Genomic DNA, 24,643 nt, shown 5'->3' with positions numbered 1-24,643 from the left:
CGGCATAGGAAACAGTCGTACGCGCCTGTGTCTTTTGTTTGTCAGCCCTGCATCAAGAAAGGGTAGGTGAGGGATGGTGATGCACTTGGCCAACCTTAGGGCCGTGTGACAGCATAAGCGAACCGGCCCCGACCGGTTGACCCCGCGCGTGTTCGGTTACGCTCCCCCCCAGCCGCGTCGAAGCCACACATCTCGCGCTTCGTCTCGGGCTTGGACGAACCCCATGTGTGAATCGCTCAGCGCCAACAAACCGCAGGCGATCGTATCGCAGACAATCGCTTCCGCATTCGCGTCCTTCAGGTCGCCGGACCAGAGTGAGGCGGCGAATTCGCGCGTGTTATAGCCAGGCGGCATCCGCGGGCGAACGCGCATCGGGTCGGATGCAACGTATATGTCGCTGTCCCGAAGTGCGGCAGACCTGTGGATGGACATCGCCAGGTGCGGCGTCGCCTGCACCACGTCGCGGTGGCCGGTGACACAGCAAAGCTGCCCGTCCAGCATCGCAGCCGTCGCCAGACACAGCCGCGCCGCGCCGGGCGATGCAACCGCTACGACGCTGATCGGTGCTGCCATCGGGTTCAGCAACGGGATCACGGCATTGATTGCGGATCGCATGTCGAGCAGCGGATAGAGTCCGGTCATAGCCTGCAATTGAGGATCGATCGCCGGAAGCGGCAGAAAGGCGATCCGCGCGGACGCCAGATGCGCCGCTGCGGCGGCGCGGGACCCGGCGACGGGAATATGCAAAGTGTCCAGCACGGTGCCGAATTGCGATATCGCCTGCGCATAACCGTGGAGTGCGATGCGGTGTCCGGCATCCGCGAGCGCGCGGGCCGCCAGGAGGAAATAGGGCAGCCGACTGTTGCGGGGCGAGACATAGGCAGGCCAGTCGAGATCGGCCCGCATCGGCAAGGACACGTCACGTCCTTCGCGGCTGGCCTTGACGCAGCCCGCAAGCTCCTCTGCGGTCATGCCACGCGATTGCAGCGCGACAAGGAGTGCGCCGATCTGCACCGGATCCGCCTCACCCCGAAGGACAGTGCCGAACGCCTCTTGTGCTTCGGCCATGCGCAGGGTCCGCGCGCGCCCCGGACCGCCGCCGGCCACCGCAACCAGCCGGGCAAGGCGCGCCTGCGCATCGGTTGTCCGGGCGTCTCGATCCGTCCCGTTCGGTGTATCGCGCCACGTGGTCTGCGTCAGCAGCGGTGGTGGATTGGGCACCGGTACCGCGTCGGGGCGCTGTGCTGTCGTGTGCCACCCTGTATCATCCTCGCCCTGCATCAGGGCATCGGCTGCACGGCTGATCCGACGTGCCTGCGCCCGCAGCGCCACGGCACGCGGCGTCGGAACCATCAGGCGGCCCGACCGCACAAGGATGTCGTCATCGAACTGCTGTCGAAGTTGTGCCAGCAGCCGGCTCATCGCAGGGGCGGACATATCCAGCATCCGGGCTGCCCCAGATACGCTCCCCGCGGACAGCAGCGCGTCAAGAGCCGCGATCAGGCGCAATCGTGCCAATGGTGCGCTGGGCAGATCGTCAGCGGTTTTTGCTGCCCCGTTCACGCGAATATCGGTGGTCGATGGGACGCCTGCCTGCTTGCCATCCGGTTTCCTGAATTTGGAATCGTTCTGAAACATCGACGCTGCACATCCGACATGGGGCATTAGTAGACTATTATTGTCAGATATACGGATGCGAGGCAACGATGGCGTTTCAGGCACTTTCTCACAAAGCAGGTCTCGCAGCGGGATGTGCTGCAATGGCGCTGGCGTTGCCGACCGCCGGTCGCACGCAGGACACGGTGCCGGCCGAGAGTTTTGCGCTGGGCACTATCGTCGTCACGGCATCCGGCTTCGAGCAAACGGTCGCCGACGCGCCCGCCAGCGTGTCGGTCATCACGCGCGACGATCTGGAGACGGGTGCCTTCCGCGATCTCGGCTATGCGCTGAAGGAAGTTCAGGGTGTGGCAACGACAGGCGTGGCAAACGAACAGGACATCCAGATCCGCGGCCTGCCGGGGTCCTATACCCTGATCCTCGTCGATGGGCGCCGTCAGGGCACGCGCGAATCCCGGCCCAACGGCAGCGCCGGGTCCGAGCAAAGCTTCATTCCGCCCGTATCCGCGATCGAGCGGATCGAGGTGGTGCGCGGGCCGATGTCCTCTCTCTACGGCTCTGACGCCATGGGTGGTGTCATCAACATCATCACGCGCGACGCCGATAGCGTATGGCGCGGCAGTGTTACGCTCGACAGCACCCTTCAGGGCGACGACGCCTACGGCGACACGCAGCAGGCCGCGTTCTATCTGTCCGGCCCGCTGGTGCAGGACAGGCTGAGCCTTCAGGTCTGGGGGCGCGCCCTGCGCCGGGCCGAGGATACGGCGACGGGCGGCATCGACGGCGCGCGCGACGGTAGCCTTGCGGCCCGCCTGACCTATGCCCTGACATCCGATCAGGAGCTTTACCTCGAGGCGGGACGCACGCGGTTGCAAAGCCTGCAATCCCCAGGCCTGACGCTGGCAGAGGGCGACGCAGAGAGCCGCCGCGACAACGACCGCGATCATGTGGCGCTGGGCCATGCTGCAACGTTCGGCCGTGTGACCACCGATATTTCATTGCAGATCGAGGAAGGGCGCCGCACCACCTTTGGGCGGGATGCGGACACCGGCGCGCTGGTGGCCGACGACCGTGTGCCGGAAATCCGCAACACCGTGCTGGACGGCAAGATGACCGTGCCGTTCACGCTGCGCGGGACGCATACCCTTGTGACAGGGTTCCAGTTCAACCGCGCCACGCTGACCGATCAGGGGCATCTGCCCATCGACCAGACGCTGCGCGTGGACCAGTTCGCCGTCTTTGCAGAGGACGAGTGGCAGGTGACCGACAGCCTTGCGCTGACCGGCGGACTGCGGGTGGACGAACACGAAACCTACGGCACGCATCTGTCGCCACGGCTGTATGCGGTATGGCAGCCGACCGACGGGCTGACCGTCAAGGGCGGCGTGTCCACCGGTTTCAAGGCCCCCGGCCTGCGGCAGGTGGCCCCCGACTACTACATGCCGACCCAGCGCGGTGCAGGTCTGATCGCGGCCAACCCGGACCTGAGGCCAGAGCAGAGCACAAGCTATGAGCTGGGCATGATCTGGGACAACCGCAGCGATCTGGTGGTGTCGGCGACGGCGTTCCAGACCGAATTCCGAGACAAGATCAGCAACATGAACACCGGTCAGTTGGTCGATCCGGTCACGGGCGCAATCACCGATCCGCTGGGCGACGCGGCCTGCGACGCGACAGCGCTTTCGGATTATCCCGGCACGTCCTGCCTGTGGCAGAGCTTCAACATCGACGATGCGGTGGTGCGCGGCCTCGAACTGGCCGCGACATGGGAGGCGACGCCCGACCTGCGGATCCGCGGCAGCTATACCTACACCGACTCGGAACAGCGATCCGGCGACTTCGCAGGATTTCCGTTGCAGCGCACGCCGCGCGACCGGGTCTCTTTGCGTGGCGACTGGGACACGCCCGCCGATGGCGTCGCCGTCTGGGCGGCGGCGACCTATCACGGCAAAGAGCTGAACAGCGGCGCCCGGATCGGCGACGCAGGCACCCCCGTCACGATCGACGGGCAGGAAGGGCGTTCCTACGACCCCTACACCCTCGTCGATCTGGGCGCGTCCTGGGACGTGTCGGAGTCGGTGTCGCTGAACGGCGCAGTCTACAACGCCTTCGATGCCGCGGTGACGCAGGACGACAGCAATACCGTGATCGAAGGCCGCCGCCTGTGGGTTAGCCTGACCACGCGGTTCTGAAGGAGAGCAGCAATGCAGGACATGACACACACACCGCCGCGGCGCGAGCGCGGGCGCGGACCCGACCTGCCGACCCATGTGGCGCAGGTGGTGGACAGCCGGCCCGCGCCCGCGCGGATGCAGCGGGTGGTGCTGGCGCTGCCCGACGGCGCGGACCTGACCTATCGTCCGGGACAGGCGCTGGTGGTGCTGGTGCCGCTGGGCGACGGCACCACGGGGCGACGCGACTACACGATCCGCGCCGCAGGGGCGGGTCACGTGACGATCGACGTGCTGCGTCACGGCCCGACGCCGGGACCGCAGTGGGCCACGACGGCACGCCCCGGCGATCGCGTCACGATCCGGGGGCCGCGCGGTCGCCTGATGCTGGACCCAGCAGCGGACTGGCACCTGATGACCGGGGACGAAACCTGCATTCCCGCCATCCTTCACATGATCGAAACCGCCCCCGCCGGGCACCGCATCATCGCGCGGATCGAAATCGGCGATCCTGCGGACCAGGTCGCGGTCGCCAGTCGTGCGGACCTTGATCTGCGTTGGATCGACCGAAACGGTGCGCCCGCAGGGCCGTCCGGCCTGATGGCCGGCGTGGTGGCGGGGCTGACCCTGCCGCCCGGCGACGGTCGCGCCTGCATCATAGGAGAAACGTCGAACGTCCGGCGCCAGCGCCACGACCTGATCGCGCGCGGCCTGCCGGGCGCGTCCATCCTGTCCGAAGGTTACTGGCGACCGGGCCGCATCGGCGGCCATGACCATGTCGACGACTGACCCGCATTTTCCCCATCCAGAACCCTCAAGGAGTTCCCATGACCCCGATCCATCCCATCTTTCTGGCGCTTGCGCTGGGCCTGACGGCAGCCCTTCCTGAGGCTGCGCAGATCACGATCACGCATGTGCAGGGCGACACGGTGCTGCCCGCGGCCCCCGAAACGGTACTGGTCTACGACATGGCCACCCTCGATACGCTGGATGCGCTGGGCGTGCCGGTCGCCGGCGCACCCGCCGGGGCCTTGCCAGAGGCGCTGCAAGGCTACGGCGCCGATATCGGCACCCTGTTCGAGCCTGATCTGGAGGCCGTGAATGCCGCTGGCCCGGACCTTGTCATCGTGGGCGGGCGGTCCGCGCCCAAGCTGGCCGACCTGTCGCAGATCGCGCCGACCATCGACATGTCGCTTGACCGCACCGACTATCTTGCCAGCGCACAGGCCCGCGTGACCCAACTGGGCGAGATCTTTGACAAGCAGGACGCAGCGGCAGCGGCACTGGCGGATCTTGATGCGCAGGTGGCGGATCTGCAGGTGGCGGCGGCGGATGCCGGGCGCGTGCTGGTCATCCTGACCACCGGCGGCCGGATCAGCGCGCACGGACCGGGGTCGCGGTTCGGCGTGGTGCATGACGACTTCGGCTTTGCTCCGGCGGCGACCGGCATGGACACCGGGACGCACGGGCAGTCGATCTCGTTCGAATTCATCCGCGAGACAAACCCCGACTGGCTGTTCGTGGTGGACCGCGACGCGGCCATCGGCCGCGAGGGGACGGCGGCGGCGCAACTGCTGGACAATGATCTGGTGCGGACCACGACCGCGTGGCAGCAGGATCAGGTCGTCTATCTGGATGCCGCGGACTGGTATCTGGCGGGCGGTGGCCTGTCGGCCCTGCAGGACAGCGTGACCCAATTGTTGACCGCGGCGGGCGACGCAAGCTGAGGTTAAAGGCCACCGACCCCCTGAACCATCGCCGGGACGGCGCTCCACCGCGCCGTCCCTTGCCGCGCCCGAAGGATACAATTCGATGTCGACCCCCGTCACCCTGTGGACCGCCATGGCGGTCCTCGTGCTGTCCTGCATCAGCCTGTGCATCGGTGCAGGCACCTTCGACCTGCAGGCCCTGTGGACCGATGGCTGGCACGCGTCGGAGGTCGAGGTTCTGCTGGTCAGCCGCCTGCCCCGCACCCTCGCGCTGATCCTTGCAGGAGCGGGGCTGGCAATCACCGGTCTGATTCTGCAGATCCTTGTGCGCAACCGCTTCGTCGAACCATCGACCGTGGGCACGACGGAATCCGCCAGCCTCGGTGTGTTGCTCGTGGTGTTGCTGGCGCCCGGCATGCCGGTGGTGGGCCGCATGCTGGTCGCGGCGACCTTTGCGCTGGCGGGCACCGGGCTGTTCCTGCTGATCCTGCGGACCGTGCCGTTGCGGTCGGTCCTGATGGTGCCGCTGGTCGGCATCGTGCTGTCAGGAGTGATCGGTGCGGTGACGACCTTTCTCGCGTTCCGGTTCGACCTGCTGCAAAGCATCGGGGCGTGGACGATGGGCGATTTTTCCGTGGTGCTGCGCGGCCGGTATGAACTTTTGTGGATCGTGCTGGCGGCCGTCGCCATGGCCTATGCCATGGCCGACCGTCTGACGGTGGCGGGCATGGGGCATGACTTTGCCACCAACCTTGGCCTGAACCACCGGTCGGTCATGACGCTGGGGTTGGTGATCGTCGCCATCGTCAGCGCCGCCGTGGTGGTGACCGTGGGCACGATCCCGTTTCTGGGGCTGGTTGTCCCCAACGTGGTCAGCCTTGCGCTGGGCGACAACATGCGCCGGTCGCTGCCGGTCGTGGTGCTGGGCGGCGCTGCACTGGTGTTGGTCTGCGACATCATGGGACGCATCGTCATCCACCCCTACGAGATTCCGATCGGCACCACGATGGGTGTTCTGGGCAGCGCCCTGTTCCTGTGGCTGCTGCTGCGCGGGCGGTCCCGTGTCGCCTGAGGTCCGCCATCGCCGCATCACGCGCCGCATGACTGCCCTTGGTGCTCTGTCGCTCGTTGCCGCCGCGCTGTTCATGACGCTGGAGGCGCGCGGCAACTGGTCCTTCGTGCTGCCATTCCGCGCAACCAAGTTGGCGGGGCTGGTGCTGGTCGCTGTCGCCGTGGCGGTGGCCACGGTGGTGTTCCAGACCATCACCCGCAACCGCATCCTGACCCCCGGCATCATGGGCTTCGGCGCTCTCTATGTCCTGATCCAGACGGTGCTGGTCTTTGGTTTGGGGTCCGCACGGGTGGCGGGCATCGATCCACGCGCGCTGTTCGCCGCCGAGGTGGCGCTGATGCTGGTCTTTGCGGGCCTCCTGTTCCGTGCGCTGTTCGGTGGCAGCACCCGCAGCCTGCACCTGCTGTTGCTGGTCGGCATCGTCTGCGGCACGCTGTTCGCATCCATCGCGGGCCTGTTGCAACGCCTGATCGACCCCGGAGAATTCCTGATCCTTCAGGATCGCCTGTTCGCCAGCTTCAACGGGATCGACGACACGCTGCTGGGCACGGCGGCGATAGTCGTGGCGGCGGTCTGCGCGGTACTGTGGCGATGGCTGCCGGTGCTGGACGTGCTGGCGTTGGGGCGCGAACACGCCATCGCGCTGGGGGTGGCGCAGGACCGCATGGTGGCGCTGGCGCTGGGACTGGTCACGATCCTTGTCGCCGTGTCGACCGCGCTGGTCGGGCCGATCGCCTTTCTTGGCTTGCTGGTCGCCAATCTGGCCTACATGCTGCTGCCCACCGCGCGCCACGCGGTGCTGCTGCCGGGTGCTGCGCTGATCGCGGTCATCTGCCTTGTCGGCGGACAGACCCTGCTGGAACGTGTACTGTCCTACGACACCGTACTGGCCGTCGTGATCGAGTTCGCAGGCGGTCTGGTCTTTCTGCTATTGGTCATCAAAGGAGCCACCCGGTGATCGCGATCGAGTCGCTTTGCAAATCCTATGACGGCACCCCGGTTCTGGACGGCGTCGATCTGATCCTGCCGCAGGGCGGCGTGACGGCGGTGATCGGCCCGAACGGGGCCGGCAAATCCACGCTGCTGTCGGTGATGGGGCGGATGATCCGGGCCGACGCGGGCCGGGTGACGCTGGACGGTCGCGATCTGGCCACCGCACCCGGGTCCGAGGTCGCCCGCCGTCTGGCGGTGCTGCGGCAGGACAACCAGCCTAGTGCGCGCCTGACGGTGCAAGACCTCGTGACCTTCGGACGCTATCCGCATTCGCATGGCCGCACGACGGCGCAGGATCGCGTCCATGTCGCGCGGGCCATCGCCTATCTGGGGCTTGGGGATCTTGCGGACCGATTCCTGGACGAGCTGTCGGGCGGCCAGCGGCAGCGCGCCTTCATCGCGATGGTGCTGGCGCAGGACACCGACGTCATCCTGCTGGACGAGCCGTTGAATAACCTCGACATGCGTCATGCGGTGGGGATCATGGCGCTACTGCGCGACGCGGCCCGCGATCTGGGCAAGACGATCCTTGTGGTCCTGCACGACATCAATATGGCCGCGGCCTATTGCGACCGGATCGTGGTGATGCAGGACGGCCGCCTGATCCACCACGGCCCGCCGGAGGAGATCATGACCGACGCCCTGCTGAGCCGCGTCTATGCCACCCCCGTCACCGTCCACCGGGTCGCCGGTCGGCTGGTGGCGCTGTATTGATGCGCATGGTGGCAGCAGCGCCAGCCAGACCGGCGGGGCCGCGATGAAACCGCGTGCAACCAGGCGCGGCAGGCTGATGGCGGTCACCCTTCGTCTTGACGCGCCCGTGCAGGCCACGGCACGGATCTTGTGATCCGGCGTCACGCCATCGCCCCCGCGCCACCACCGGCAAGAGGAGACGACAATGCTGAACTTCGTCCGTTTCGTCTGGCGCGAACAGCGCGTCGTGGCGGTGCTGACCGCCGTGGCCCTGTGCGTCATGCTGGTCTTCGCGGCGGATGCAGTGTCAGAGGCCCTCTATTTCGCCGACCCCGCCCATCGGGACCAGACCATCGCGCCGTGGATGTCGATCCGCTACGTCGAACAGTCCTGGGACCTGACCAAGCCCGCGATGTTCGCGATCATCGGCCTCGACCCGCAGACGCCGCCGGACGACGTGCCGAAATCCGTGGGCGACTATCTGCGCGACAGCGGCCAGTCGCTGGCGGATTTCCAGGGCGAGGTGGCAGCGGCGCAGCAAGCTCTTCGCGCGGCGGAAGGCCAATGACCGAGACGTTCCTCGCCCTCATCCCGACCTACGGCGTCTGGCTGATCTGCGCCTAGGTCGCGCTGTCGTGTCTGGCGCTGCCGGTGCCGTCGTCGATCATGGTGATGGTGGCGGGCGGCTTTGCGGCTGCGGGGGATTTCGCGTTGTGGCAGCTGATCGGTTGCGCCTTTGCCGGCTTCGTGCTGGGGGATCAGACCGCGTTCTGGCTGGCGCGAAGGGCCGGGCGGCCGCTGATTGCGCGGTTCCGCGCCAACCCGCGGACCGCCACGCTGGTCGGCCGGGCCGAGGCGCTGGTGACACAGCGCGGCCTGCTGGCGGTGTTCCTGTCGCGCACGGTGCTCAGCCCGCTGGGGCCCTATGTCGGCTATACCTCGGGTGCGCTGGGGCTGGGCTGGCTGCGGTTCACCGCGACGGCGGTGGCGGGCGGCCTGCTGTGGTGCATCGCCTATGCGTGGCTGGGCTACACCTTTGCCGACCGCATCGCGGGAATCGCCGCACTGATCCAATCCTCCATCGGCATCGTCATGGCAGGCGCCGTGACGCTGGGTGGCCTGCTCTGGCTGATCCGTGCCTATCGCCGCAGCCGTGCCGTCACCGCGTCCCCCCATCCCTCACCCCTCCCGGAGACCAAGTCATGACCTACACCTCTCGCGCGGCGCTGCTGGCCGCCACCCTTGCCGCCCTGCCGGTCACGGCGATGGCGCAGGGGGCTTTCGACGACGCGCTGCGTCTTGATCCTGCGGCCTTCACCACCGTCACGGTCACGCTGGACGGCGCACCGCTGACGCTGCGGCGCTACACTGCGGTCTATGCGGGAAACCCCGTCGCCATGGCGACCGAACAGCCCGCCCGGTCGATGGGCCCCGGCGGCAGCCCGGCCGCCGCAGACACCCAGACGCTGGATGATACCCTGACCTACCAGAGCCTTGCGATCTTCGTTCCCGAAGGTGCGACTGACGCGGCGGCGATGATCCTGAACGTGTCCAACAGCGGCTGGTTCGCGAGCGAGCTGGAGCCGGAGGTCGTCGAGGGCGGCACCTACGTCTCCGACAGCGACACCGACAAGGTGGGTGCCGCGCTGGCCGCAGGTTACGTCTTTGTCGAGATCGGCAGCCGCGGGCGCGGCATCGTCGCCGCCGACGGCACGCTGCCCGGCAAGGCGCCCGCCGCCGTCGTCGATGCCAAGGCCGCGATCCGCTATCTGCGGCTGAACGACGACGTGATCCCCGGCAGCGCCGACCGCATCGTCATCACCGGCACGTCCGGCGGCGGCGGGTTGTCGACCGTGGTGGCGGCCAGCGGCAACAGCCCCGACTATCTGCCCTACCTTGCGGACATCGGCGCCGCAGGCGTCGCGGCGGACGGCAGCAGTACCCTGACCGACGACGTGTTCGCCGTCATCGCCTATTGCGCGATCACCGATCTGGGGCACGCGGACATGGCCTATGAATGGCTCTATCAGGGCATCCGCAGTGCCGGGACCACGGCGGACGGTGTGTGGTCCGACGCGGGGCAGGCGGCATCCGCAACGCTGGCAGAAGGCTATCCCGCCTACCTCGACAGCCTTGGGCTGACGCAGGCGGACGGCACCCCGCTGACCGCCGCCACGATGAAATCCGCCATCGTAGCCGAGGTCGCGCGCGAGGTCGACCGTGTGCTGGCCGCAGGCGTGACCGTGCCGGCCCGCGGCGCGGATTTCGACATCACCCTGCGCGGTCGCGGCGGCGAGACGCAGATCGCCGTGCCGAACGACTGGCTGACCGTGACCGACGGCGCGGTCGCAGATCTGGACATCGACGGCTTCCTGCGCTTCGTCACGCAGACCGCCGCGCTGAAGCCCGTGCCCGCGTTCGATCGCACCGCCAACACCGGCAACGAAGGCGTGGACGGCGAGAACACGCTCTTCGGCACCCCCGATGCGGCCTATGCAAACTTTACGCCCTACGGCTGGAACGCCAACGCGGTCGCCGGGGACGGGTCGGGCATGGACGACACCGGCATGGACTTCGCCGCATGGACGGCGGGAGAGGGCGCTGCCCTGGCCGAGCAGTTGCGGCTGGTGAACCCGATGGCGCATCTTGGCACCGATGCGGTGGCAGCCCCGCACTGGTATCTGCGCCACGGCATGATCGACCGCGACACGTCGTTTGCGGTGGAATTGGCACTGGCCGCCGCCGCGCGCGCCGATGCCGACGTCGAGGATGTGAACTTTGCCTTGCACTGGATGACCGCACACGCGGGCGATTACGACGTGCAGACCGCCTACGGCTGGCTGGCCGGGGTGCTGGCGGACAAGTGAGCGCGCTGCCTTAGGCACTACTGCTCGTCTTTGTTCCAGACGTTGATACCTGAGCTATCCGTGGCGCAGCAGGGGTTTGCTTTCGTGGTTCGAGAGTGTTCAACGGGTTCAAAGCCTCCGCTGCGCTCTCCTATCTGGCATGGTTGGCGCCGGAATCTTCTGGCGACGCGACAGTGTGCTGCATCACCGGACGCTCCAGTCGGTCAGAACGTTGATGTCACTGACACGCTGATTTCACGCCCGCTGCCATAGGAGCAGGCAAAGGCGGTCTGACAGCCGGTGACATCGCGATCGTCGCCCACATGCGTCACTGACAGGTGGCCTTTCAATCCGGTGTCGAACGTGTCGTCGGCGACCAGATCCACCGGTGTCGCCGATGGCACGACCAGCGTATCGGCTGCATCGGCAAAGCGTTCGCCGCGATGGCGCAGGCAGGCACCGATGGTCAGCCGCTCTGCTGCCCCCGACAGGGCATACTGCCCGAAGATCGAGATTTCACGCTCTGGGATGCGTGTGGGCGTGGTGCCGATCAGGACCTGCGTGCTGTCCTTGCGGGTTTCGACATCAAGGATGGTTGCGGCGCCCTAAAGGCTGAACCCGTCGTTCGATTCGTACCGACCTTCGACCGCGACACCCTGCGACCGAACCTTGTCCAACTGGTCAAAGGCCGGGAACACGCCCGTCACGACATTCTCCCGCTCGATGATGAATGCGGCGGCTTTCAAGGCAAGATTGCCTCATTCCGGCGCGTACGTCAGACCAACTTCCGCCTGCTCACCCGACTCTGGGTCGATGACGCTTGAGGCGGGCGAAGCAAGGAGAGGGTTGAAGAAGCTGGACACGGACATGTAAGGCGTCAGGCCATTTGCCAACTCCCGTGCGAGTGCGACGCGGTAAGCTGTTTCGCTGTCATCCCGTTTGAAAGCCGCGACGCCATCCTGACCGGTTTTGACGACATGGCGCAGGTTGACGGTTCCGATCCAGCCGTCGCGCCAATGGATCTGATCCTGAAAGTAAAGGCCCGCCTGCCGCTGGGTCGTCACTGCATCCTGATAGGGTGAGCCAAAATTCGGGGGTACCGGGGGCAGACGGATTGACGACGCTGTTACCGGCAAAGGCGACGGCTTGCGTTTCGTTCAGCCAACAGGTTCGCGCATCCAGCCCGAACGGCAGGTCATGGGTCACGGCGCCCGACCTGACGGTGCCGAATTAGCGCAGGTCTGCCTGGGCCGTTCGCACCAGCGTATCATGCTCGACTGCGATCAGGCTGAGCGTCCCGTTCGCGTCGGCGGGTGCTGGAGCATATTCTGTGTCGCCTGCGGGGTAACAACAGCTTTTCTCGACCGGCGCGCCGCCGAGGCGACCAATATCGGTGAAGGTAAAGCCGTTCGCCGTTGCCGCGACTATCGCGAGAGCGTCAACAAGCCTGACGCATTGCCGGCTGTCCGGGGTGGCGACGGTCAGGTCATCACCCAAAGCATCGCAGTCTGAAAATATCGCGCCGAAGTTTCGTCAGGGGTTGATCGCTGATCGGCGACACGGCGAAACAACGGGCCCATGTGCGCATGAGGAGGCGTCGCATTGACCGCGACATGGCCCAACCCGTCGTCACTGGTGGGAGGGCAGCAAGGACACGGCGGACTGTTACATGGGCTTTCGAACCCTGGCTCCAGAAAGCCAAGCCGACCATCGCCTGCTGCCGGAACGAGGCATCAGTATGCGCAACGCAGGTATCGCAGGCAGCGACTATATTTGCGGGGGCAAGATGATCCTCGCCGATGTCGTGTTTTTCGGCTGCCTGTTCACGATGGCCCCGACCGGCGCCTGGATCAATTCCAACCGTAGGAACCTGGCCGCATGGTTCGACCGGTTGCCAGACCTTCCGCTCGCCCAAAGCTGCTCTCTTATCGTGCAACGGCCCGGCCGTTACCCCCACTGCCAAGGTAGTGGCGCTTCCGATCGGTCAATCTCGCCGACGTCATCGCCCTCAAACAAGGCGCAGCGCGCGATATGTTCGCAAGCTTCACACCCATCGGCTGGAGCGCCGCCACACTTCCAGTCGACGCCGAGTCGACAAGTACTCTGTCCGATAGACTGCACGCGACACAATCGACCGATGCGCCCCGTGACCATATCGACGACGGCGTCTTTGCCGCGCCGGATGCCAATGTCGTCGCTGCCGGCTACAGCGTTTCATTCGTGGCCCATGCCTGCATGGAGCCGATGAACGCGACAGCGATCCTGCGCGACGACGGCACGGCCGAGGTCTGAGCGCCCTCGCAGGACCGGTTGACCATATCGGGCCGAGTGGGCCGGGATCAGCCCCGCTGACGTGACCCTGCACATCACGATGAACGGCAGGGCCTTTAGGCGCCGCAGCAATCAGGATGCGATCGCCGAGGCAAGCTTTCTGGCCGCCCGTATGCAGGGCCACGCGATCAAGTTGATATGGTCGCGCGGCAACCCGGTCGAAGACGCACTTTCGAAAGCGGCTCTCGACCGCTTCGTTGCCGCGCGCCTGTGGAAGGTATCGGAAGAGCTTGCTGGCAAGAAGTTCGCTTGACCGTGCGCTGATCGAAAAAGGTACAGCGGAACACGGACCGCTGTCTTGCTTTCTATGGCGAGGGGCCAGGTTTTGAGGGACCGGCCTGTCATGAGGATGGTCGTCCCGCCCTGAGGCAGGGCCTTTCGTGAAGACCGACATGCCCATGAACCAGAGCGGGCCATGCGGGATCCGCGTCAAGCTCGAACCTCAAATCTGCATTCCGTCAGAGCCACATCTTCGTCACCCTGCGAGACGATGCTTGGCGTCGAAGTTGGCGATCAGACCCGCAATTGCGCCGTCGTCCAGACAGGCCAAAACGCCGGTCCTGCGCGCATTGGCCATGCGCAGCGGCACAATGGCATCATCTTCGCCGTCATGAACCGATGGCCCCAAACGTACGGCAGAAATACGACCACTGGCCAATGGCCCGTACCGCTGGCTGGTCATGCGACGATCGATCACGACCGCGGCCCCCTCCCCTGCGAAGGCGGTCGCAATGGCAGCACCCGGACTGCAGCCTGTGCGTGTCACCCGAAGACCAGTCCCCCGTCGACGATCAGGTTCTGCCCGGTCACCGCCCGCGCCCAGGGGCTGGCAAAGAACAGGGTCGCGTCCGCAACCTCCGCCGGTGTGGTGACCGACCGCAGGGGCGTGTTGCCTGCGATCAGATCGAAGACGACCTGTGGCGTCGCGGCACTCGCGTCGGTGGTCCGCAGAAGCCCCCCAGAGACCATGTTGACGGTGATGCCTTTCGGTCCCAGTTCCGCCGCGGATGTGCGGGTCAGCCCCAGCAGCGCAGCCTTGGCCGAAGTATAGTCATGATAGGGCACGACGGGATTCTGCACGAGGTTCGTCCCGATCGTGATGATCCGGCCAAACTGCGCGGCCGCCATCGCCGGGACGGTCGCCTGAATGACATTCAGCGCGCCCAGTACCGCCGTGGCATGTTGCGCCGCCATGTCGGCATGGGACAGGGTCGCGAGGGTCTGTCGCGCATCGCCGTTGAAGCTGTAGTCGGCCAAGGCGCTATGAACGACGGTCGTGATCGGACCCAGACGGTCTGTCGCCTCCGCGATCATTGCGGCGACCGCACCTGGGTCGGTCACGTCAGCGCGCAGGGCCACGGCACGGTCGCCCAGGCGCGTGGCGAGGGCCTGCGCCGCAGACTGGCTGTGGCGATAGTTGATCACCACGGCGGCCCCCTCCCTCGCGAATGCGGTCGCAATGGCAGCACCCAGCCCACGGCCTGCGCCGGTCACCAGCACCGTCTGGTCGTGAATTGCCTTCGACATCGTCAGTCCTTCCAGAGGTAGTGAAAGTGGTGGATGGGCCCATGCCCGCGACCCACGGACAGCCCGCCTGCGGCAGCGATCGCGCCGCTGACATAGCGTTTCGCCAGACCCACCGCCGTGGCGATGTCCGCACCCTGCGCGAGGTGGGCCGCGATGGCGGATGACAGGGTGCATCCGGTCCCATGCGTGTTGTGGCCCGGTGTGCGGGGCGCGTCGAACCAGACGGGCTGCCCCCCGACACACAGCACGTCCGGGCTGTCCGACTGTGCCAGATGCCCGCCCTTGATCAGGACCGCTGCAGATCCCAGATCGGCCAAGGCGCGGGCCTGATCCGACATCGCGGTCCTGTCCGCCGCCTCCGCCACACCCAGCAGCCGCGCAGCCTCGGGAATGTTCGGGGTGATCAGTGTGGCCAGCGGCAACAGGGTGTCGCGCAGGGCCGCGACTGCGTCTTCTGCCAGCAACGTGGCGCCACCCTTGGCCACCATCACCGGGTCAAGGACGATGGGAATATCGCGGTGGTCCGCCATGACGTCGGCGATTGCGACGGCGATCCCGGCCGTCGCGATCATGCCGATCTTGACCGCATCGACGCGCACGTCGTCGAGGACCGCCTTGATCTGTGCCGCCACAAACGCCGGCGGCACCAGTTCCACGGCACTGACGCCCCGCGTGTTCTGAACCGTCAATGCGGTCAGCGCGGCCATGCCGTAAGTGCCGTTCGCGGCAAAGGTCTTCAGATCGGCCTGGATGCCGGCACCGCCCGAGGGGTCCGATCCGGCGATCGTCAGGACATTCCGGATCATTGGCTGCCTCCGCTGGCGATATCCAAGGCATGACGCAAGGTGCGGGCGGCCCGTTCCGGGTCCGGCTGGCCGCAGATCGCTGACACGACGGCCATGCCGTCGCATCCGGCGGCGATGACGCCCGCTGCGTGATCGTGCTTCAGCCCGCCGATCGCCACGCGGGGCAAGGTGGTGCCTGCGGCCAGCACCGCCAGACCGTTCAGGCCGATGCTGGGTTTGTGGTCAACCTTCGACGCCGTCGGAAACGCGGTGCCGAGACCGAGGTAATCCACCACCCCGGGAACCACGGCACGCACCTGATCGGCGGTGTCGCAGGACAGACCGATGATCCTGTCGGGGCCCAGCAGCGCCCGGGCCTGCGCCACCCTTACGTCATCCTGACCCAGATGAACCCCGTCCGCCCCGGTGGCAACGGCGGCGTCGAGGTCGTCGTTGATGATCAGTGGCACGCCGCTGCCCGCCAGCGCCTGCTGCAGCAGCCGGGCCGTTGCGATGCGACCTTCCGTCGACGCCGTTTTGTCGCGGAACTGTACGCAGGTGACGCCACCGCGCACCGCCGCCGTCACGACCGCGATCAGGCCCTGCCGCGCGCACAGCACAGGGTCAGTGACCAGATACAGCCGCAAGCGGTCGCGGATCACAGCCATGACAGACGGCCTTCATCCAGATCGCCCGGCTGGAGCGTGTAAAGCTGGTCGATGAAGCGGACCAGGAAGCTGCCGGGCCCATCGGCTGTCACCCCGGCGCGCTCTCCCGCTTCGGCGAAATGCAACAGGGCCGCAACGGCGGCGTCGCGCGGTGGGGCTATGGCCGCGTAGGCCCCCATCACGGCGGTCAGCGAACACCCCAGGGCGGTCACCTTCGGCATCAGGTCGGAGCCGCCCCGCACGGTGACGGACCGCGATCCGTCGGTGACGAGATCGACCGGACCCGTCACCGCAACGACGCAGCCGTGCCATTGCGCCAGATCGGTTGCGGCCTGCTGCGCATCCGCGACCCGGTCGCCGCTGTCGGCCCCCTTGCCCGCGCCACCTTGACCTGCCAGTGCGATGATCTCCGACGCATTACCGCGAATGATGCTTGGCCCAAGGGCCAGCAGGTCCTGCGCCGCCCGCGCACGGTAGGGTGTCGCAAAGTGGGCGACCGGATCGAGGACCCAGGGGATGGCATGCGCCTTTGCCGTCTTGGCGGACATCAGCATCCCGTCCAGCCAGGGCGCGGACAGCGTGCCGATGTTAATCGTCAGGGCACCGGCAACGGGAACGAAGTCGGCAACCTCTTCGGCGGCATGGATCATTGCAGGCGATGCACCGGCCGCCAGCGTGACGTTCGCCGCCACATTCATCGCCACGTAGTTGGTGATGCAGTGAACCAGCGGCGTCTGGTCCCGCAGCGCCCGCAGGGATTCATTCGGTGTCACGGATCTCTCTCCATTCCTTTACAGGACGGAGAGATGCGCCAAAGCCCAACGGCAGACACGACCTCCCTCCGCCAGCATTATCTGGTTCAGGTTCAAAGGGTGCATCTCAGCCTTGCGGCGCCCCTGGCTCGACACCAAGGCTCACGCAGAACACCACCGATGTCAATGCGACGGCGTGCGGCGCAGGATGGCGTCAGCCCGCAAGGAGCAGCAAACGCATCACTGGCGAAATGTGCACTGTAGCAACATTAGCTGCGGTGATAATCTCGAGCATCTGCTGAAGGTTGGAAGACGTCTGCATAGCAGGCATTCGATGCCATGGGCGGAAAGCGACACGCGATGCGATGCGCGCCAAGGTTCCGTCTGCGAACCGAAGTTGTAAGCCAGGCTGATCTGAATTGGGGGCGGCAACCGTCTGCTGCAGCATAGGCCAGCTTAGACGCCGACGCATACCGATGCGCTCGTTCCGGTTGAGACGACCAGAAATCCGGGCGTGCAGCCCAGTCCGTTCGACACGTCTGGTGATCGAACGAAGCACCCGGCAAACACGTCAGCGATCCAACCGCGCATACGGCACCGCATGGCGTTTACCGCGCGACTGACACGATCATGTGCGGCCGGGCGCTACGACCGGCAGGACACCCCTGCCGGTCGCCGTTACTTATTGCGCGGCGGCGCGCGCGGTCGCGAGCCAGCCGTCGACGGTTGCGCGGTTGTCCGCGATCCAGCCGGCAGCCTGTGCCGCGATATCGTCGTCACCGGCGTTCATGGCGGCGTTCATCGCATAGATGTCCGCCAGCGGCACGCTGGCCGCGTCCAGCAGCGCGCGCACCGCGGGGTTTTCGTCTAGAAAGGCCGAATTCACGACCGGCACGATGTCGGACGCGGGAAAGCCCAGCATGCAGGGGTCGGCGACGCAGCCTTCGACACCGGCCATGGTCGCGGCGTCGACCAGATCCATCATGTCGTCCGGCAGGCTGACCTCCGGCACTTCGATCCAGACGACATCCTCTCCGGGGACAAGTTCGTCCACCGTCCAGTTCGGCGTCCAGGTGTAGAACAGGATCGGCTCGCCGGTCTGATAGGCGGCGACCGCATCGGCCATCGCGGCGGAATAGCCCGCCTTGATCAGGTTGACATGCTCGCGCAGGCCGTAGGCGTCGACCTGATGCTCGATGTTCTGTTCGCAGGCCCAGCCCGGCGGGCAGGCGACCATGTCGGCCAGACCGTCGCCGTTGCGGTCGAAGGCCGCCTTCACGTCGTCGCGCTTGAAATCCTCGAGCGAGGTGATGTCCATCGCCTCGGCCGTCGCCTTGTCGACCAGATACCCCTCGAGCGCGCCACCGCGGGCCACGGCGCCGACGATCTCGGCCTGACCATCGAAGGCGGCGCGATAGGTGTTGTGCAGCGGGAACCAGCCGTCGACCCACATGGTGACATCGCCGAAGGCGACGGACTGGTAGAAGATCGGATTGTCGAGGGTCATCGTCTCGGGCAGCGCGTAGCCCAGCTCTTCCAGCATCTGCGCGTAGACTTCCGTGTGGAACCAGCCGGTATCCCAGCTGGGCTGTGCCATCTGGATCGTTGTGCCTGCGCCGGGCATGTCCTGTGCCACGGCACCGGTCGCGGCGCTCAAGCCGATCAGGGCGGCGGTGCCCAGCATGGCAGCGGTCTTGGATTGAATGATCATGACGTGTGATCCTTTCTCTGGGGTGCGGCAATCGCGTGCCGTGTTGACGCCGGGGCCAAAGCCCCGACGTGACGAGTTGTCGGATTGGCGTGTCAGTTGCGGGCGACAGGACCGGTCACGGTGGCATCGACCGGGGCGGCACCCCGGCCCCGCAGGGTGCGGGTCAGCACTTGGCCGACCGACAGGGTCCCGGCCTTGCTGCCTTCGCCAAGGCCTTGAGTGATGCGGTCCAGCACGATGGCAAGGATGACGATGCCGACGCCACCGGCGGTGGCACCGCCCACGTCCAGCCGCCCCAGACCGGTGTTCACGATCAGGCCAAGCCCGCCTGCGCCGATCAGGGCCGCGATCACGACCATGGACAGCGCCAGCATCAGCGTCTGGTTCAGGCCCGCAAGGATCGTCCGCAGCGCCAGCGGGATCTGCAGATCCCACAGCATCTGCCATTCGGTCGACCCGAAGGCGCGCGCCGCCTCTGTCAGATCGCCGCGCACGTTGCGGATGCCGAGGTTGGTCAGGCGCACCATCGGCGGGATGGCGAAGATGATCGTGGCGATGATCCCCGGTGCCATGCCGACGCCGAACAGCATCACGATCGGTACGAGGTAGACGAAGGACGGGATCGTCTGCATCACGTCGAGCACGGGCCGCAGGATCCGCCAGAACGTGTCGCTGCGGGCCGCCAAGATGCCCAGTGGCAGGCCGATCAGGGCACAGAACAGCACCGAGGTGACGATCATCGCCAGCGTCGTCATCGTTTCCGGCCACAGGCCGATCATGTCGATGAAGGCGAACCCGAGGATCGTGAAGATCGCGATGCCGCGCCCGGCATAGCGCCATGCGGCCAGCGCGAAGGCTGCGGTGGTCAGGATCATCGGCACGAACAGCAGGAAAGCGTTCAGGTTGTTCAGCACGACGGTCACCGGCACCTGTGCGGCGCGGAACACGGGGCGGAAGTTCGGCACCAACCAGCCGCGCACGAAGGCGTTGATCCAGTCGTCGAAGGGGATCGTGATCAGGTCTGCGGGACTCATCGTGCGTCCTCCATGCGGGGGGCGGGCGCGGCTGCGGCCTCGTTGTCGAGCTGTGCGAGGACGGCTTCCGGTGCCACCACGCCGGTCAGGCGGTCGTCGCCATCGGTGACGGCGATCGGCAAGCCGATTCCGGCCGGACCATAGAGTTCATGCAGGTAGGTCCCCTCGTCCACGGTGGTGAAATCGGTGATCAGCGAAGGCGTGAGGGTCGCGTCGCCCGGACCGTCGCGATGCAGCGCCGCCGACAGATCCCGGTGCGTGACGAGGCCGGATACGGTGTCGCCGTCAAGGACGTAGAGCGCATCGAGCGACGCATCCTCCATCCGGCGCAAGGTCGTCTCGGCGCTGTCGCCGTGCAGTTGCGCGGTCACCGGATCACTGGACACGTCGCCTGCGGTGAACACCCGCCCCCGGTCGATGTCGGCCACGAAGGCCTGGACATAGTCGTCGGCGGGCCGGCTGACGATGTCCTGCGCGGTGCCGATCTGCACGAAGCGGCCATCCTTCATGATGGCGATCTTGTCGCCCAGGAGAAGCGCCTCGTTCAGGTCGTGGGTGATGAAGACGATGGTCTTCTTCAGCGTCTTTTGCAGCGTCAGCAGTTCGTCCTGCATCTCGCGGCGGATCAGCGGGTCGAGCGCGCCGAAGGGTTCGTCCATCAGCAGCACCTGCGGATCGGAGGCGAGCCCGCGGGCCAGACCGACGCGCTGCTGCATACCGCCCGACAGATCGCCCGGCAGGCTGTCGGCCCAGGGGGCAAGCCCGACCTGATCCAGCACGGCCATGGCGCGGTCCCGGCGTTCAGTTGCGGGAACGCCCTTGACCTTCAGGCCATAGGCGACGTTGTCGGCGACGGACCAATGCGGGAACAGGGCAAAATGCTGGAATATCATCGTGATGGTGTTGCGCCGGATCTCGCGCAGGGCCTCTCCCCTGGTCTGGACGACATCCTGCCCGTCGATCAGGATCTGTCCGAAGGTGGCGGGGATCAAGCCGTTCAGCAGCCGCACGAGGGTCGATTTGCCGGAACCGGACAGGCCCATCACGACAAATATCTCGCCTTCGGCGACGCTGAAACTTGCATCCTGCACAGCGACGGTGGCACCGGTCGCGTCGAGGATGTCTTCTTTCGTGGCCCCCGTCCCCAGCATCTGCAGGGCGGCGTCGGGCGCTTCTCCGAAAATCTTGAACAGGTTCTTTACGGTTATCTTATCGGTCATGCATCTCCAATATGCGCCGCAAATGCGGCGCTGCCTGCAGGCTCGGGCTGCAGGTCGGCAAGGTCAGGAAGGGCGTCTTCTAGTCCATCTCTCGGAAAATTGCAAATCAACGGCGGCAATCCGCCCGAAACCGCTGTGACGCAGGCGAATTTCCGTCGGCGCATTCGGTTAGGCAACCGCCTGAAGTAGTTGTTCTGCGTGCCGTGTTTGGCATGTCGACTACCGGCTTGAATGCCAATCGAGTCGCTTGACGCGTGACGACCTTGTACACGCATCGACCGGTCTTTGATGAAGCCACGCAAGCGATCATGTGAACTGGCTTAACTCGAAGGCGTCTCAGGCAACCTCGATGGCCCGGCGCGCGAGTCGAAGTGTCGGGCGGGCGAATAATGTAGTCGTCACCACTCGTGCACGATTGCCCGAAGCCCTAGCCGAGTTAAACCGGACGGCTCACACGATCGACGCCGGTCAAGAGGAGGGCACGCCATATGGCGCGTGCAGCATGGTGATGACCATTTCGGCTATCGCAGCACAAGACGCCGCACCGGAAATGCCGCTCACTTCCGCGGAAACCCTCGCTCTTCTGCCCGATCCCGGCAGCTGCAAGCTGACGATATTCGACGATGGGTTGACGCCGCAGGCGGTGCAGAACTTCGGCAACCTCGTGATCGACAATCTGGGCGACGACCATTTCTTCGGCGCTGTCGTGGCACACAGGCGTGCGGATGCCGCGGAACTCTCGATCAACGTCCGTGCCAAGCTCCACTCGGTTGCGGCGGCCGAGGCGGCGGCCATGAGCGACTGCGGGAACGACCGCGCCGACGGGTCATCGACCTGTCGCGTGATCGGCCAGATCGTTCCAAATGAATATGACGCCGAACCCTCCCGAACTCTCTCACAATGCGATGTATGCGCTGATGCAGGGTGCCAAAGACCTGTCCGGTCCAAGCGTTGTTGCACGATCGCGCGGGACGGCCATCTGGGCCGGCGATAATACGCGTCAGTCCGCACCTGACGACCGCAACAAGACTGCGATCGCCGCTGGTGCAGACAAGCAGTGCGAGATCGTCGTCGACGATCAACCCTGACCGTGACTGACCGAACGCACGTGCCGCACTTTCGCGTGATTAGGGACGTTCTTGTGGCATCAGTGGTCATTTCCACATGTGCCATTGGTGGTGGCGGCACCGGTCTGACTGGCGCGTTTGCTGCGCTTTCTGGCGCTACAGGACATGCGCGTGGCGGCGAGATGCTGCTTCTTGGCTTTGCCGTCATTGCCAGAGCTGGGTTGGGTCTAGTCGGAGGTTTGGTCATCGCAGTCCGGTTGCAGCGATCCCGGCAGCGGCGTCGGGGCCATATCGCGTCCTGAACAGACCAGCAGGTTCCTACCTCTCGCGATGTCCGTGGCTACGGCCGTCATGTGCGGCCGCTCCGGGCCGAAAGCGATTGGCGGTGGCAGCCGAACGGCAACGGCGCACTGCACTGAATGCGGTCACTCGTGCGGCACTTGCAAGGCGTCGGGCTGGACACCTGTCCTTGCTCCGTAGGCCGACAATCGTCGCTCGAAAACCAGACCCTGCAGGACATGCGCCGGACGTGCAGGTGAGGTGATGTATCTTCACCCGACGCGCTTGCCCGACAGAACACGAAGGATTATGAGGTTCCGACCCGAGAACGATCGCCAAATACCAGTAGCGGTCTGACACGGCAGGTCAAAAATCTGGAACCCGTCGACGTCAGCTCCAGCTACGCCTTGCCACCATGAGAGTGAGTCCAATGACGATCAGGATGTTCTGCGCAGTCGTGGCGATGTCGACCTTGGCGGCCTGCGCCGGCATCGGCCCGGAGCCGGTGGTGCCGCCCGCCGCAGCCGAAGTGCCCAGCGCAGAGCAGCAGATCAGGGATCAGATCGTCGCGCGCGCAGCGCCCAGTCAGGACATCGCGTCCGCGCGACTGCGACCGGACGACAACTGTTTCTGGTTCAGCTATGTCGGTCCGGTCGAGACGACGGAACTGCCTTTGCTGACGAGAGACGGCAGGCACCTGTGCGGCCCAGTCCCCGCGGTGCCAGAGGCCACGGCAGTAGCCGCTGCCGGTTAACTGCGCGCCGTGACGCCATCCTCGGCGGGATAGAGGATGGCGGTCGATCCGGTCGCCACCTGGTCGTAAAGACCGATGATATGCGCCATCACCATACGGACGCAGCCCGAACTGGCCCGGCTTCCGATCGACGCGGGCGACGGGGTGCCGTGGATCCGCAGATAGGTGTCGCGGTCGCCCACATACAGATACAGTGCACGTGAACCCAGCGGATTGGTCGGGCCGCCATCCATACCGTCCTTGTATTGCGCATAGGCATCGGGATCGCGTTCGATCATCGCGGGTGTCGGTGTCCAGACCGGCCACTTTGTCTTGCGGCGAATGCTGTAACGGCCGGGTTCGTACAGGTTGCCCCTCGCGATCGCCACGCCGTAACGCATGGCCATGCCGTCTTGGCGGATGTGATAGAGGTATCGGGCCACGGCATCGACATGGACATCACCCGGCACCAGCCCGTCGTTGGCCTGAACCAGGTGCGGCAGGAACCGGTCGTGGAACCCCCAAGGGTTCGTCGTGGCGGGGTCATAGCCGGCGGGCGTCACGCGGGCGTCCCATTCATCCCATCGCGACCGTTCCGATGTGGGTGCCCCAAAGGCAGGACCTGCGATCGGGACGGAGAACAGCGCGGTCGTCGTCTGGATGAAATGGCGTCGGGTCAGCATATGTGTCGTCCACAAGATGATCTGCAGGGAAATCCATCGAACACAGGACGCGAGAGGCGTTACCATCATCGGGGCTGGTCAGGCAAAGGTTTCTTGATGCGATTGGTGAATTGAGATCGGGACAGCATTTAGACTGCGGCTGTACGCTCGGTTATTGCCATCTAACTCCGCATCGAACCCCGCCCCCCATTCGTTCAGGGCTTCGGTCAACCCCGTCCACGTCGCGTGTCAGGACTGCCGGTTGTCACGCGACCAAATCCCGCCGTGGCGCGCTGGTGCGGGCGACCCGGTAAATCCCATCGAAAACAAGCCGATGACTGTTCGCTTTGCGCCCGTACGACGCACGACCCGCCGCCGTGAACCGTTCAAAGAACTTCCATTCTTCGTCCGACATCACGGCCCGTGCCAAGCTGGTCTTCATCACGGATACGCCCTCCGTGCCAATAAGAGTGAGACATTTGACTGGCTAAAGTTTAGACTTGAGGGCGAAGGAGACCGAACCCATGGTAATGCCTTCACAGATGCCGCCTCCACAGGATACCGGATCTGAGATTTCGCCTACGATCCCACCCGCTCGCGTCGTAGCTGCGCCGCGTGTCCCTACGGCCGAGCTGACGACGACCCCGAAGCGGCGCACGTTCACTGCAAAATACAAACTACGCATTCTGGATGAGACGGACCATGCTGCTGATACAGGCACGGTTTCAGCCATTCTGCGGCGGGAGGGGCTTTATTCCTCCGCGTTGACCGAT

General features: G+C 65.7%; 28 protein-coding genes, 1 pseudogene and 1 riboswitch. Of the genes and pseudogenes, 15 read left to right on the top strand and 14 right to left on the bottom strand.

Annotated features, from left to right (window positions below):
- Positions 1–156 precede the first annotated feature (156 nt).
- A complete protein-coding gene (locus tag BMX16_RS15080) occupies positions 157–1,761 on the bottom strand; it encodes a LysR family transcriptional regulator (RefSeq protein ID WP_143058061.1) in 1,605 nt (534 codons plus the stop codon).
- Here BMX16_RS15080 and BMX16_RS15075 point away from each other — a divergent pair.
- The 9 genes from BMX16_RS15075 to BMX16_RS17680 all read left to right on the top strand — a co-directional run bounded on the left by BMX16_RS15075 (position 1,761) and on the right by BMX16_RS17680 (position 11,122).
- Positions 1,761–3,809: a TonB-dependent receptor domain-containing protein gene (locus tag BMX16_RS15075; protein WP_245731599.1), complete on the top strand. Its 2,049-nt coding sequence runs from the start codon at positions 1,761–1,763 to the stop codon at positions 3,807–3,809. The genes BMX16_RS15080 and BMX16_RS15075 overlap by 1 nt on opposite strands.
- A 12-nt stretch (positions 3,810–3,821) precedes the next feature.
- A complete protein-coding gene (locus BMX16_RS15070; protein ID WP_089905299.1) occupies positions 3,822–4,577 on the top strand; it encodes a siderophore-interacting protein in 756 nt (251 codons plus the stop codon).
- A 38-nt stretch (positions 4,578–4,615) separates the two neighbouring features.
- Positions 4,616–5,515, top strand: a complete 900-nt coding sequence (locus BMX16_RS15065; RefSeq protein WP_089905297.1) for a siderophore ABC transporter substrate-binding protein — start codon at positions 4,616–4,618, stop codon at positions 5,513–5,515.
- Between the two features lie 85 nt (positions 5,516–5,600).
- Complete coding sequence (locus tag BMX16_RS15060; RefSeq protein WP_143058059.1) at positions 5,601–6,569, top strand: ABC transporter permease; 969 nt, start codon at positions 5,601–5,603, stop codon at positions 6,567–6,569.
- 28 nt (positions 6,570–6,597) lie between these two features.
- Positions 6,598–7,527 carry an iron chelate uptake ABC transporter family permease subunit gene (locus tag BMX16_RS15055; protein WP_089905295.1) on the top strand — a complete coding sequence of 310 codons (930 nt, stop codon included), beginning with the start codon at positions 6,598–6,600 and terminating at the stop codon, positions 7,525–7,527.
- Positions 7,524–8,276, top strand: a complete 753-nt coding sequence (locus BMX16_RS15050; RefSeq protein ID WP_089905293.1) for an iron ABC transporter ATP-binding protein — start codon at positions 7,524–7,526, stop codon at positions 8,274–8,276. Before BMX16_RS15055 ends, BMX16_RS15050 begins: the two co-directional genes overlap by 4 nt.
- A 184-nt stretch (positions 8,277–8,460) precedes the next feature.
- Positions 8,461–8,823 (top strand): hypothetical protein, encoded by a 363-nt coding sequence (locus BMX16_RS15045; RefSeq protein WP_089905291.1) that lies wholly within the window; start codon positions 8,461–8,463, stop codon positions 8,821–8,823.
- Positions 8,824–8,906: 83 nt separating this feature from the next.
- Positions 8,907–9,461 (top strand): DedA family protein, encoded by a 555-nt coding sequence (locus tag BMX16_RS15040; protein WP_143058058.1) that lies wholly within the window; start codon positions 8,907–8,909, stop codon positions 9,459–9,461.
- On the top strand, positions 9,458–11,122 hold the full coding sequence (locus BMX16_RS17680; protein ID WP_089905287.1) for a subtype B tannase: 1,665 nt from the start codon (positions 9,458–9,460) through the stop codon (positions 11,120–11,122). The genes BMX16_RS15040 and BMX16_RS17680 overlap by 4 nt, the downstream gene beginning before the upstream one ends.
- 203 nt (positions 11,123–11,325) lie before the next feature.
- On the opposite strand, the gene BMX16_RS17675 is transcribed toward BMX16_RS17680, so the two are convergent.
- The 3 genes from BMX16_RS17675 to BMX16_RS15030 all read right to left on the bottom strand — a co-directional run bounded on the left by BMX16_RS17675 (position 11,326) and on the right by BMX16_RS15030 (position 12,237).
- Positions 11,326–11,487: a hypothetical protein gene (locus BMX16_RS17675; protein ID WP_177174692.1), complete on the bottom strand. Its 162-nt coding sequence runs from the start codon at positions 11,485–11,487 to the stop codon at positions 11,326–11,328.
- Between the two features lie 219 nt (positions 11,488–11,706).
- Positions 11,707–11,847 (bottom strand): hypothetical protein, encoded by a 141-nt coding sequence (locus tag BMX16_RS17670; protein ID WP_177174691.1) that lies wholly within the window; start codon positions 11,845–11,847, stop codon positions 11,707–11,709.
- A gap of 12 nt (positions 11,848–11,859) precedes the next feature.
- Complete coding sequence (locus BMX16_RS15030; protein WP_089905285.1) at positions 11,860–12,237, bottom strand: TonB-dependent receptor domain-containing protein; 378 nt, start codon at positions 12,235–12,237, stop codon at positions 11,860–11,862.
- Positions 12,238–12,247: 10 nt separating this feature from the next.
- Here BMX16_RS15030 and BMX16_RS17385 point away from each other — a divergent pair, with 10 nt between their 5' ends.
- The 3 genes from BMX16_RS17385 to BMX16_RS15020 all read left to right on the top strand — a co-directional run bounded on the left by BMX16_RS17385 (position 12,248) and on the right by BMX16_RS15020 (position 13,685).
- Entirely contained in the window at positions 12,248–12,613 is a 366-nt protein-coding gene (locus BMX16_RS17385) for a hypothetical protein (protein WP_143058057.1), read from the top strand.
- A 519-nt stretch (positions 12,614–13,132) separates the two neighbouring features.
- Positions 13,133–13,393, top strand: a complete 261-nt coding sequence (locus BMX16_RS15025) for a hypothetical protein (RefSeq protein ID WP_089905284.1) — start codon at positions 13,133–13,135, stop codon at positions 13,391–13,393.
- Between the two features lie 61 nt (positions 13,394–13,454).
- The gene (locus BMX16_RS15020) at positions 13,455–13,685 is read left to right on the top strand and encodes a hypothetical protein (protein ID WP_143058056.1); all 231 of its coding nucleotides are present in this window, start codon (positions 13,455–13,457) and stop codon (positions 13,683–13,685) included.
- Between the two features lie 222 nt (positions 13,686–13,907).
- On the opposite strand, the gene BMX16_RS17380 is transcribed toward BMX16_RS15020, so the two are convergent.
- The 8 genes from BMX16_RS17380 to BMX16_RS14985 form a co-directional block, all read right to left on the bottom strand.
- Entirely contained in the window at positions 13,908–14,129 is a 222-nt protein-coding gene (locus BMX16_RS17380; RefSeq protein ID WP_143058055.1) for a hypothetical protein, read from the bottom strand.
- Between the two features lie 65 nt (positions 14,130–14,194).
- Complete coding sequence (locus BMX16_RS15015) at positions 14,195–14,959, bottom strand: 3-oxoacyl-ACP reductase (protein WP_089905280.1); 765 nt, start codon at positions 14,957–14,959, stop codon at positions 14,195–14,197.
- Positions 14,960–14,961: 2 nt separating this feature from the next.
- On the bottom strand, positions 14,962–15,765 hold the full coding sequence (gene thiD, locus BMX16_RS15010; RefSeq protein WP_089905278.1) for a bifunctional hydroxymethylpyrimidine kinase/phosphomethylpyrimidine kinase: 804 nt from the start codon (positions 15,763–15,765) through the stop codon (positions 14,962–14,964).
- Complete coding sequence (gene thiE / locus BMX16_RS15005) at positions 15,762–16,412, bottom strand: thiamine phosphate synthase (RefSeq protein ID WP_089905276.1); 651 nt, start codon at positions 16,410–16,412, stop codon at positions 15,762–15,764. Before thiE ends, thiD begins: the two co-directional genes overlap by 4 nt.
- Positions 16,403–17,185, bottom strand: coding sequence for a hydroxyethylthiazole kinase (gene thiM, locus BMX16_RS15000; protein ID WP_089905274.1), 783 nt, complete (start codon positions 17,183–17,185; stop codon positions 16,403–16,405). The genes thiE and thiM overlap by 10 nt, the downstream gene beginning before the upstream one ends.
- 46 nt (positions 17,186–17,231) lie before the next feature.
- Positions 17,232–17,320: riboswitch (TPP riboswitch) on the bottom strand.
- 526 nt (positions 17,321–17,846) lie between these two features.
- Positions 17,847–18,875 (bottom strand): glycine betaine/L-proline ABC transporter substrate-binding protein ProX, encoded by a 1,029-nt coding sequence (proX, locus tag BMX16_RS14995; protein ID WP_089905272.1) that lies wholly within the window; start codon positions 18,873–18,875, stop codon positions 17,847–17,849.
- 92 nt (positions 18,876–18,967) lie between these two features.
- On the bottom strand, positions 18,968–19,909 hold the full coding sequence (locus BMX16_RS14990; RefSeq protein ID WP_089905270.1) for an ABC transporter permease: 942 nt from the start codon (positions 19,907–19,909) through the stop codon (positions 18,968–18,970).
- Entirely contained in the window at positions 19,906–21,129 is a 1,224-nt protein-coding gene (locus tag BMX16_RS14985) for a quaternary amine ABC transporter ATP-binding protein (RefSeq protein WP_089905269.1), read from the bottom strand. The genes BMX16_RS14990 and BMX16_RS14985 overlap by 4 nt, the downstream gene beginning before the upstream one ends.
- A 502-nt stretch (positions 21,130–21,631) precedes the next feature.
- On the opposite strand from BMX16_RS14985, the gene BMX16_RS17375 reads away from it, so the two are divergent.
- Both BMX16_RS17375 and BMX16_RS14975 read left to right on the top strand, forming a co-directional pair.
- Positions 21,632–22,123 (top strand): hypothetical protein, encoded by a 492-nt coding sequence (locus BMX16_RS17375; RefSeq protein WP_143058054.1) that lies wholly within the window; start codon positions 21,632–21,634, stop codon positions 22,121–22,123.
- Between the two features lie 794 nt (positions 22,124–22,917).
- The gene (locus tag BMX16_RS14975; RefSeq protein ID WP_143058053.1) at positions 22,918–23,229 is read left to right on the top strand and encodes a hypothetical protein; all 312 of its coding nucleotides are present in this window, start codon (positions 22,918–22,920) and stop codon (positions 23,227–23,229) included.
- Here the strand turns inward: BMX16_RS14975 and BMX16_RS14970 are convergent.
- Both BMX16_RS14970 and BMX16_RS14965 read right to left on the bottom strand, forming a co-directional pair.
- Positions 23,226–23,891 carry a L,D-transpeptidase gene (locus BMX16_RS14970; protein WP_089905262.1) on the bottom strand — a complete coding sequence of 222 codons (666 nt, stop codon included), beginning with the start codon at positions 23,889–23,891 and terminating at the stop codon, positions 23,226–23,228. The genes BMX16_RS14975 and BMX16_RS14970 overlap by 4 nt on opposite strands.
- A gap of 244 nt (positions 23,892–24,135) precedes the next feature.
- Positions 24,136–24,315, bottom strand: a complete 180-nt coding sequence (locus tag BMX16_RS14965) for a transposase (protein ID WP_177174689.1) — start codon at positions 24,313–24,315, stop codon at positions 24,136–24,138.
- A gap of 79 nt (positions 24,316–24,394) precedes the next feature.
- Here BMX16_RS14965 and BMX16_RS18040 point away from each other — a divergent pair.
- Positions 24,395–24,643: pseudogene (locus BMX16_RS18040) on the top strand (IS3 family transposase); the annotation flags it as partial.

It is taken from the genome of Loktanella fryxellensis, assembly GCF_900110065.1.
In the GTDB taxonomy this organism is placed as follows: domain Bacteria; phylum Pseudomonadota; class Alphaproteobacteria; order Rhodobacterales; family Rhodobacteraceae; genus Loktanella; species Loktanella fryxellensis.
This window is presented reverse-complemented; position numbering and strand designations above follow the sequence as displayed.

Bases quoted from the DNA above. Each gene is read 5' to 3' on its own strand.
- BMX16_RS17375 (WP_143058054.1), top strand. From the start codon at position 21,632: ATGGTGATGACCATTTCGGCTATCGCAGCACAAGACGCCGCACCGGAA.
- BMX16_RS15045 (WP_089905291.1), top strand. From the start codon at position 8,461: ATGCTGAACTTCGTCCGTTTCGTCTGGCGCGAACAGCGCGTCGTGGCG.
- BMX16_RS15065 (WP_089905297.1), top strand. From the start codon at position 4,616: ATGACCCCGATCCATCCCATCTTTCTGGCGCTTGCGCTGGGCCTGACG.
- BMX16_RS15060 (WP_143058059.1), top strand. From the start codon at position 5,601: ATGTCGACCCCCGTCACCCTGTGGACCGCCATGGCGGTCCTCGTGCTG.
- BMX16_RS15055 (WP_089905295.1), top strand. From the start codon at position 6,598: ATGACTGCCCTTGGTGCTCTGTCGCTCGTTGCCGCCGCGCTGTTCATG.
- BMX16_RS17680 (WP_089905287.1), top strand. From the start codon at position 9,458: ATGACCTACACCTCTCGCGCGGCGCTGCTGGCCGCCACCCTTGCCGCC.
- BMX16_RS14970 (WP_089905262.1), bottom strand. From the start codon at position 23,891: ATGCTGACCCGACGCCATTTCATCCAGACGACGACCGCGCTGTTCTCC.
- BMX16_RS14985 (WP_089905269.1), bottom strand. From the start codon at position 21,129: ATGACCGATAAGATAACCGTAAAGAACCTGTTCAAGATTTTCGGAGAA.
- BMX16_RS14975 (WP_143058053.1), top strand. From the start codon at position 22,918: ATGTTCTGCGCAGTCGTGGCGATGTCGACCTTGGCGGCCTGCGCCGGC.
- BMX16_RS15075 (WP_245731599.1), top strand. From the start codon at position 1,761: ATGGCGCTGGCGTTGCCGACCGCCGGTCGCACGCAGGACACGGTGCCG.
- thiE (WP_089905276.1), bottom strand. From the start codon at position 16,412: ATGGCTGTGATCCGCGACCGCTTGCGGCTGTATCTGGTCACTGACCCT.
- thiD (WP_089905278.1), bottom strand. From the start codon at position 15,765: ATGATCCGGAATGTCCTGACGATCGCCGGATCGGACCCCTCGGGCGGT.
- proX (WP_089905272.1), bottom strand. From the start codon at position 18,875: ATGATCATTCAATCCAAGACCGCTGCCATGCTGGGCACCGCCGCCCTG.
- BMX16_RS15015 (WP_089905280.1), bottom strand. From the start codon at position 14,959: ATGTCGAAGGCAATTCACGACCAGACGGTGCTGGTGACCGGCGCAGGC.
- BMX16_RS15070 (WP_089905299.1), top strand. From the start codon at position 3,822: ATGCAGGACATGACACACACACCGCCGCGGCGCGAGCGCGGGCGCGGA.
- BMX16_RS15025 (WP_089905284.1), top strand. From the start codon at position 13,133: ATGTTCGCAAGCTTCACACCCATCGGCTGGAGCGCCGCCACACTTCCA.
- BMX16_RS14990 (WP_089905270.1), bottom strand. From the start codon at position 19,909: ATGAGTCCCGCAGACCTGATCACGATCCCCTTCGACGACTGGATCAAC.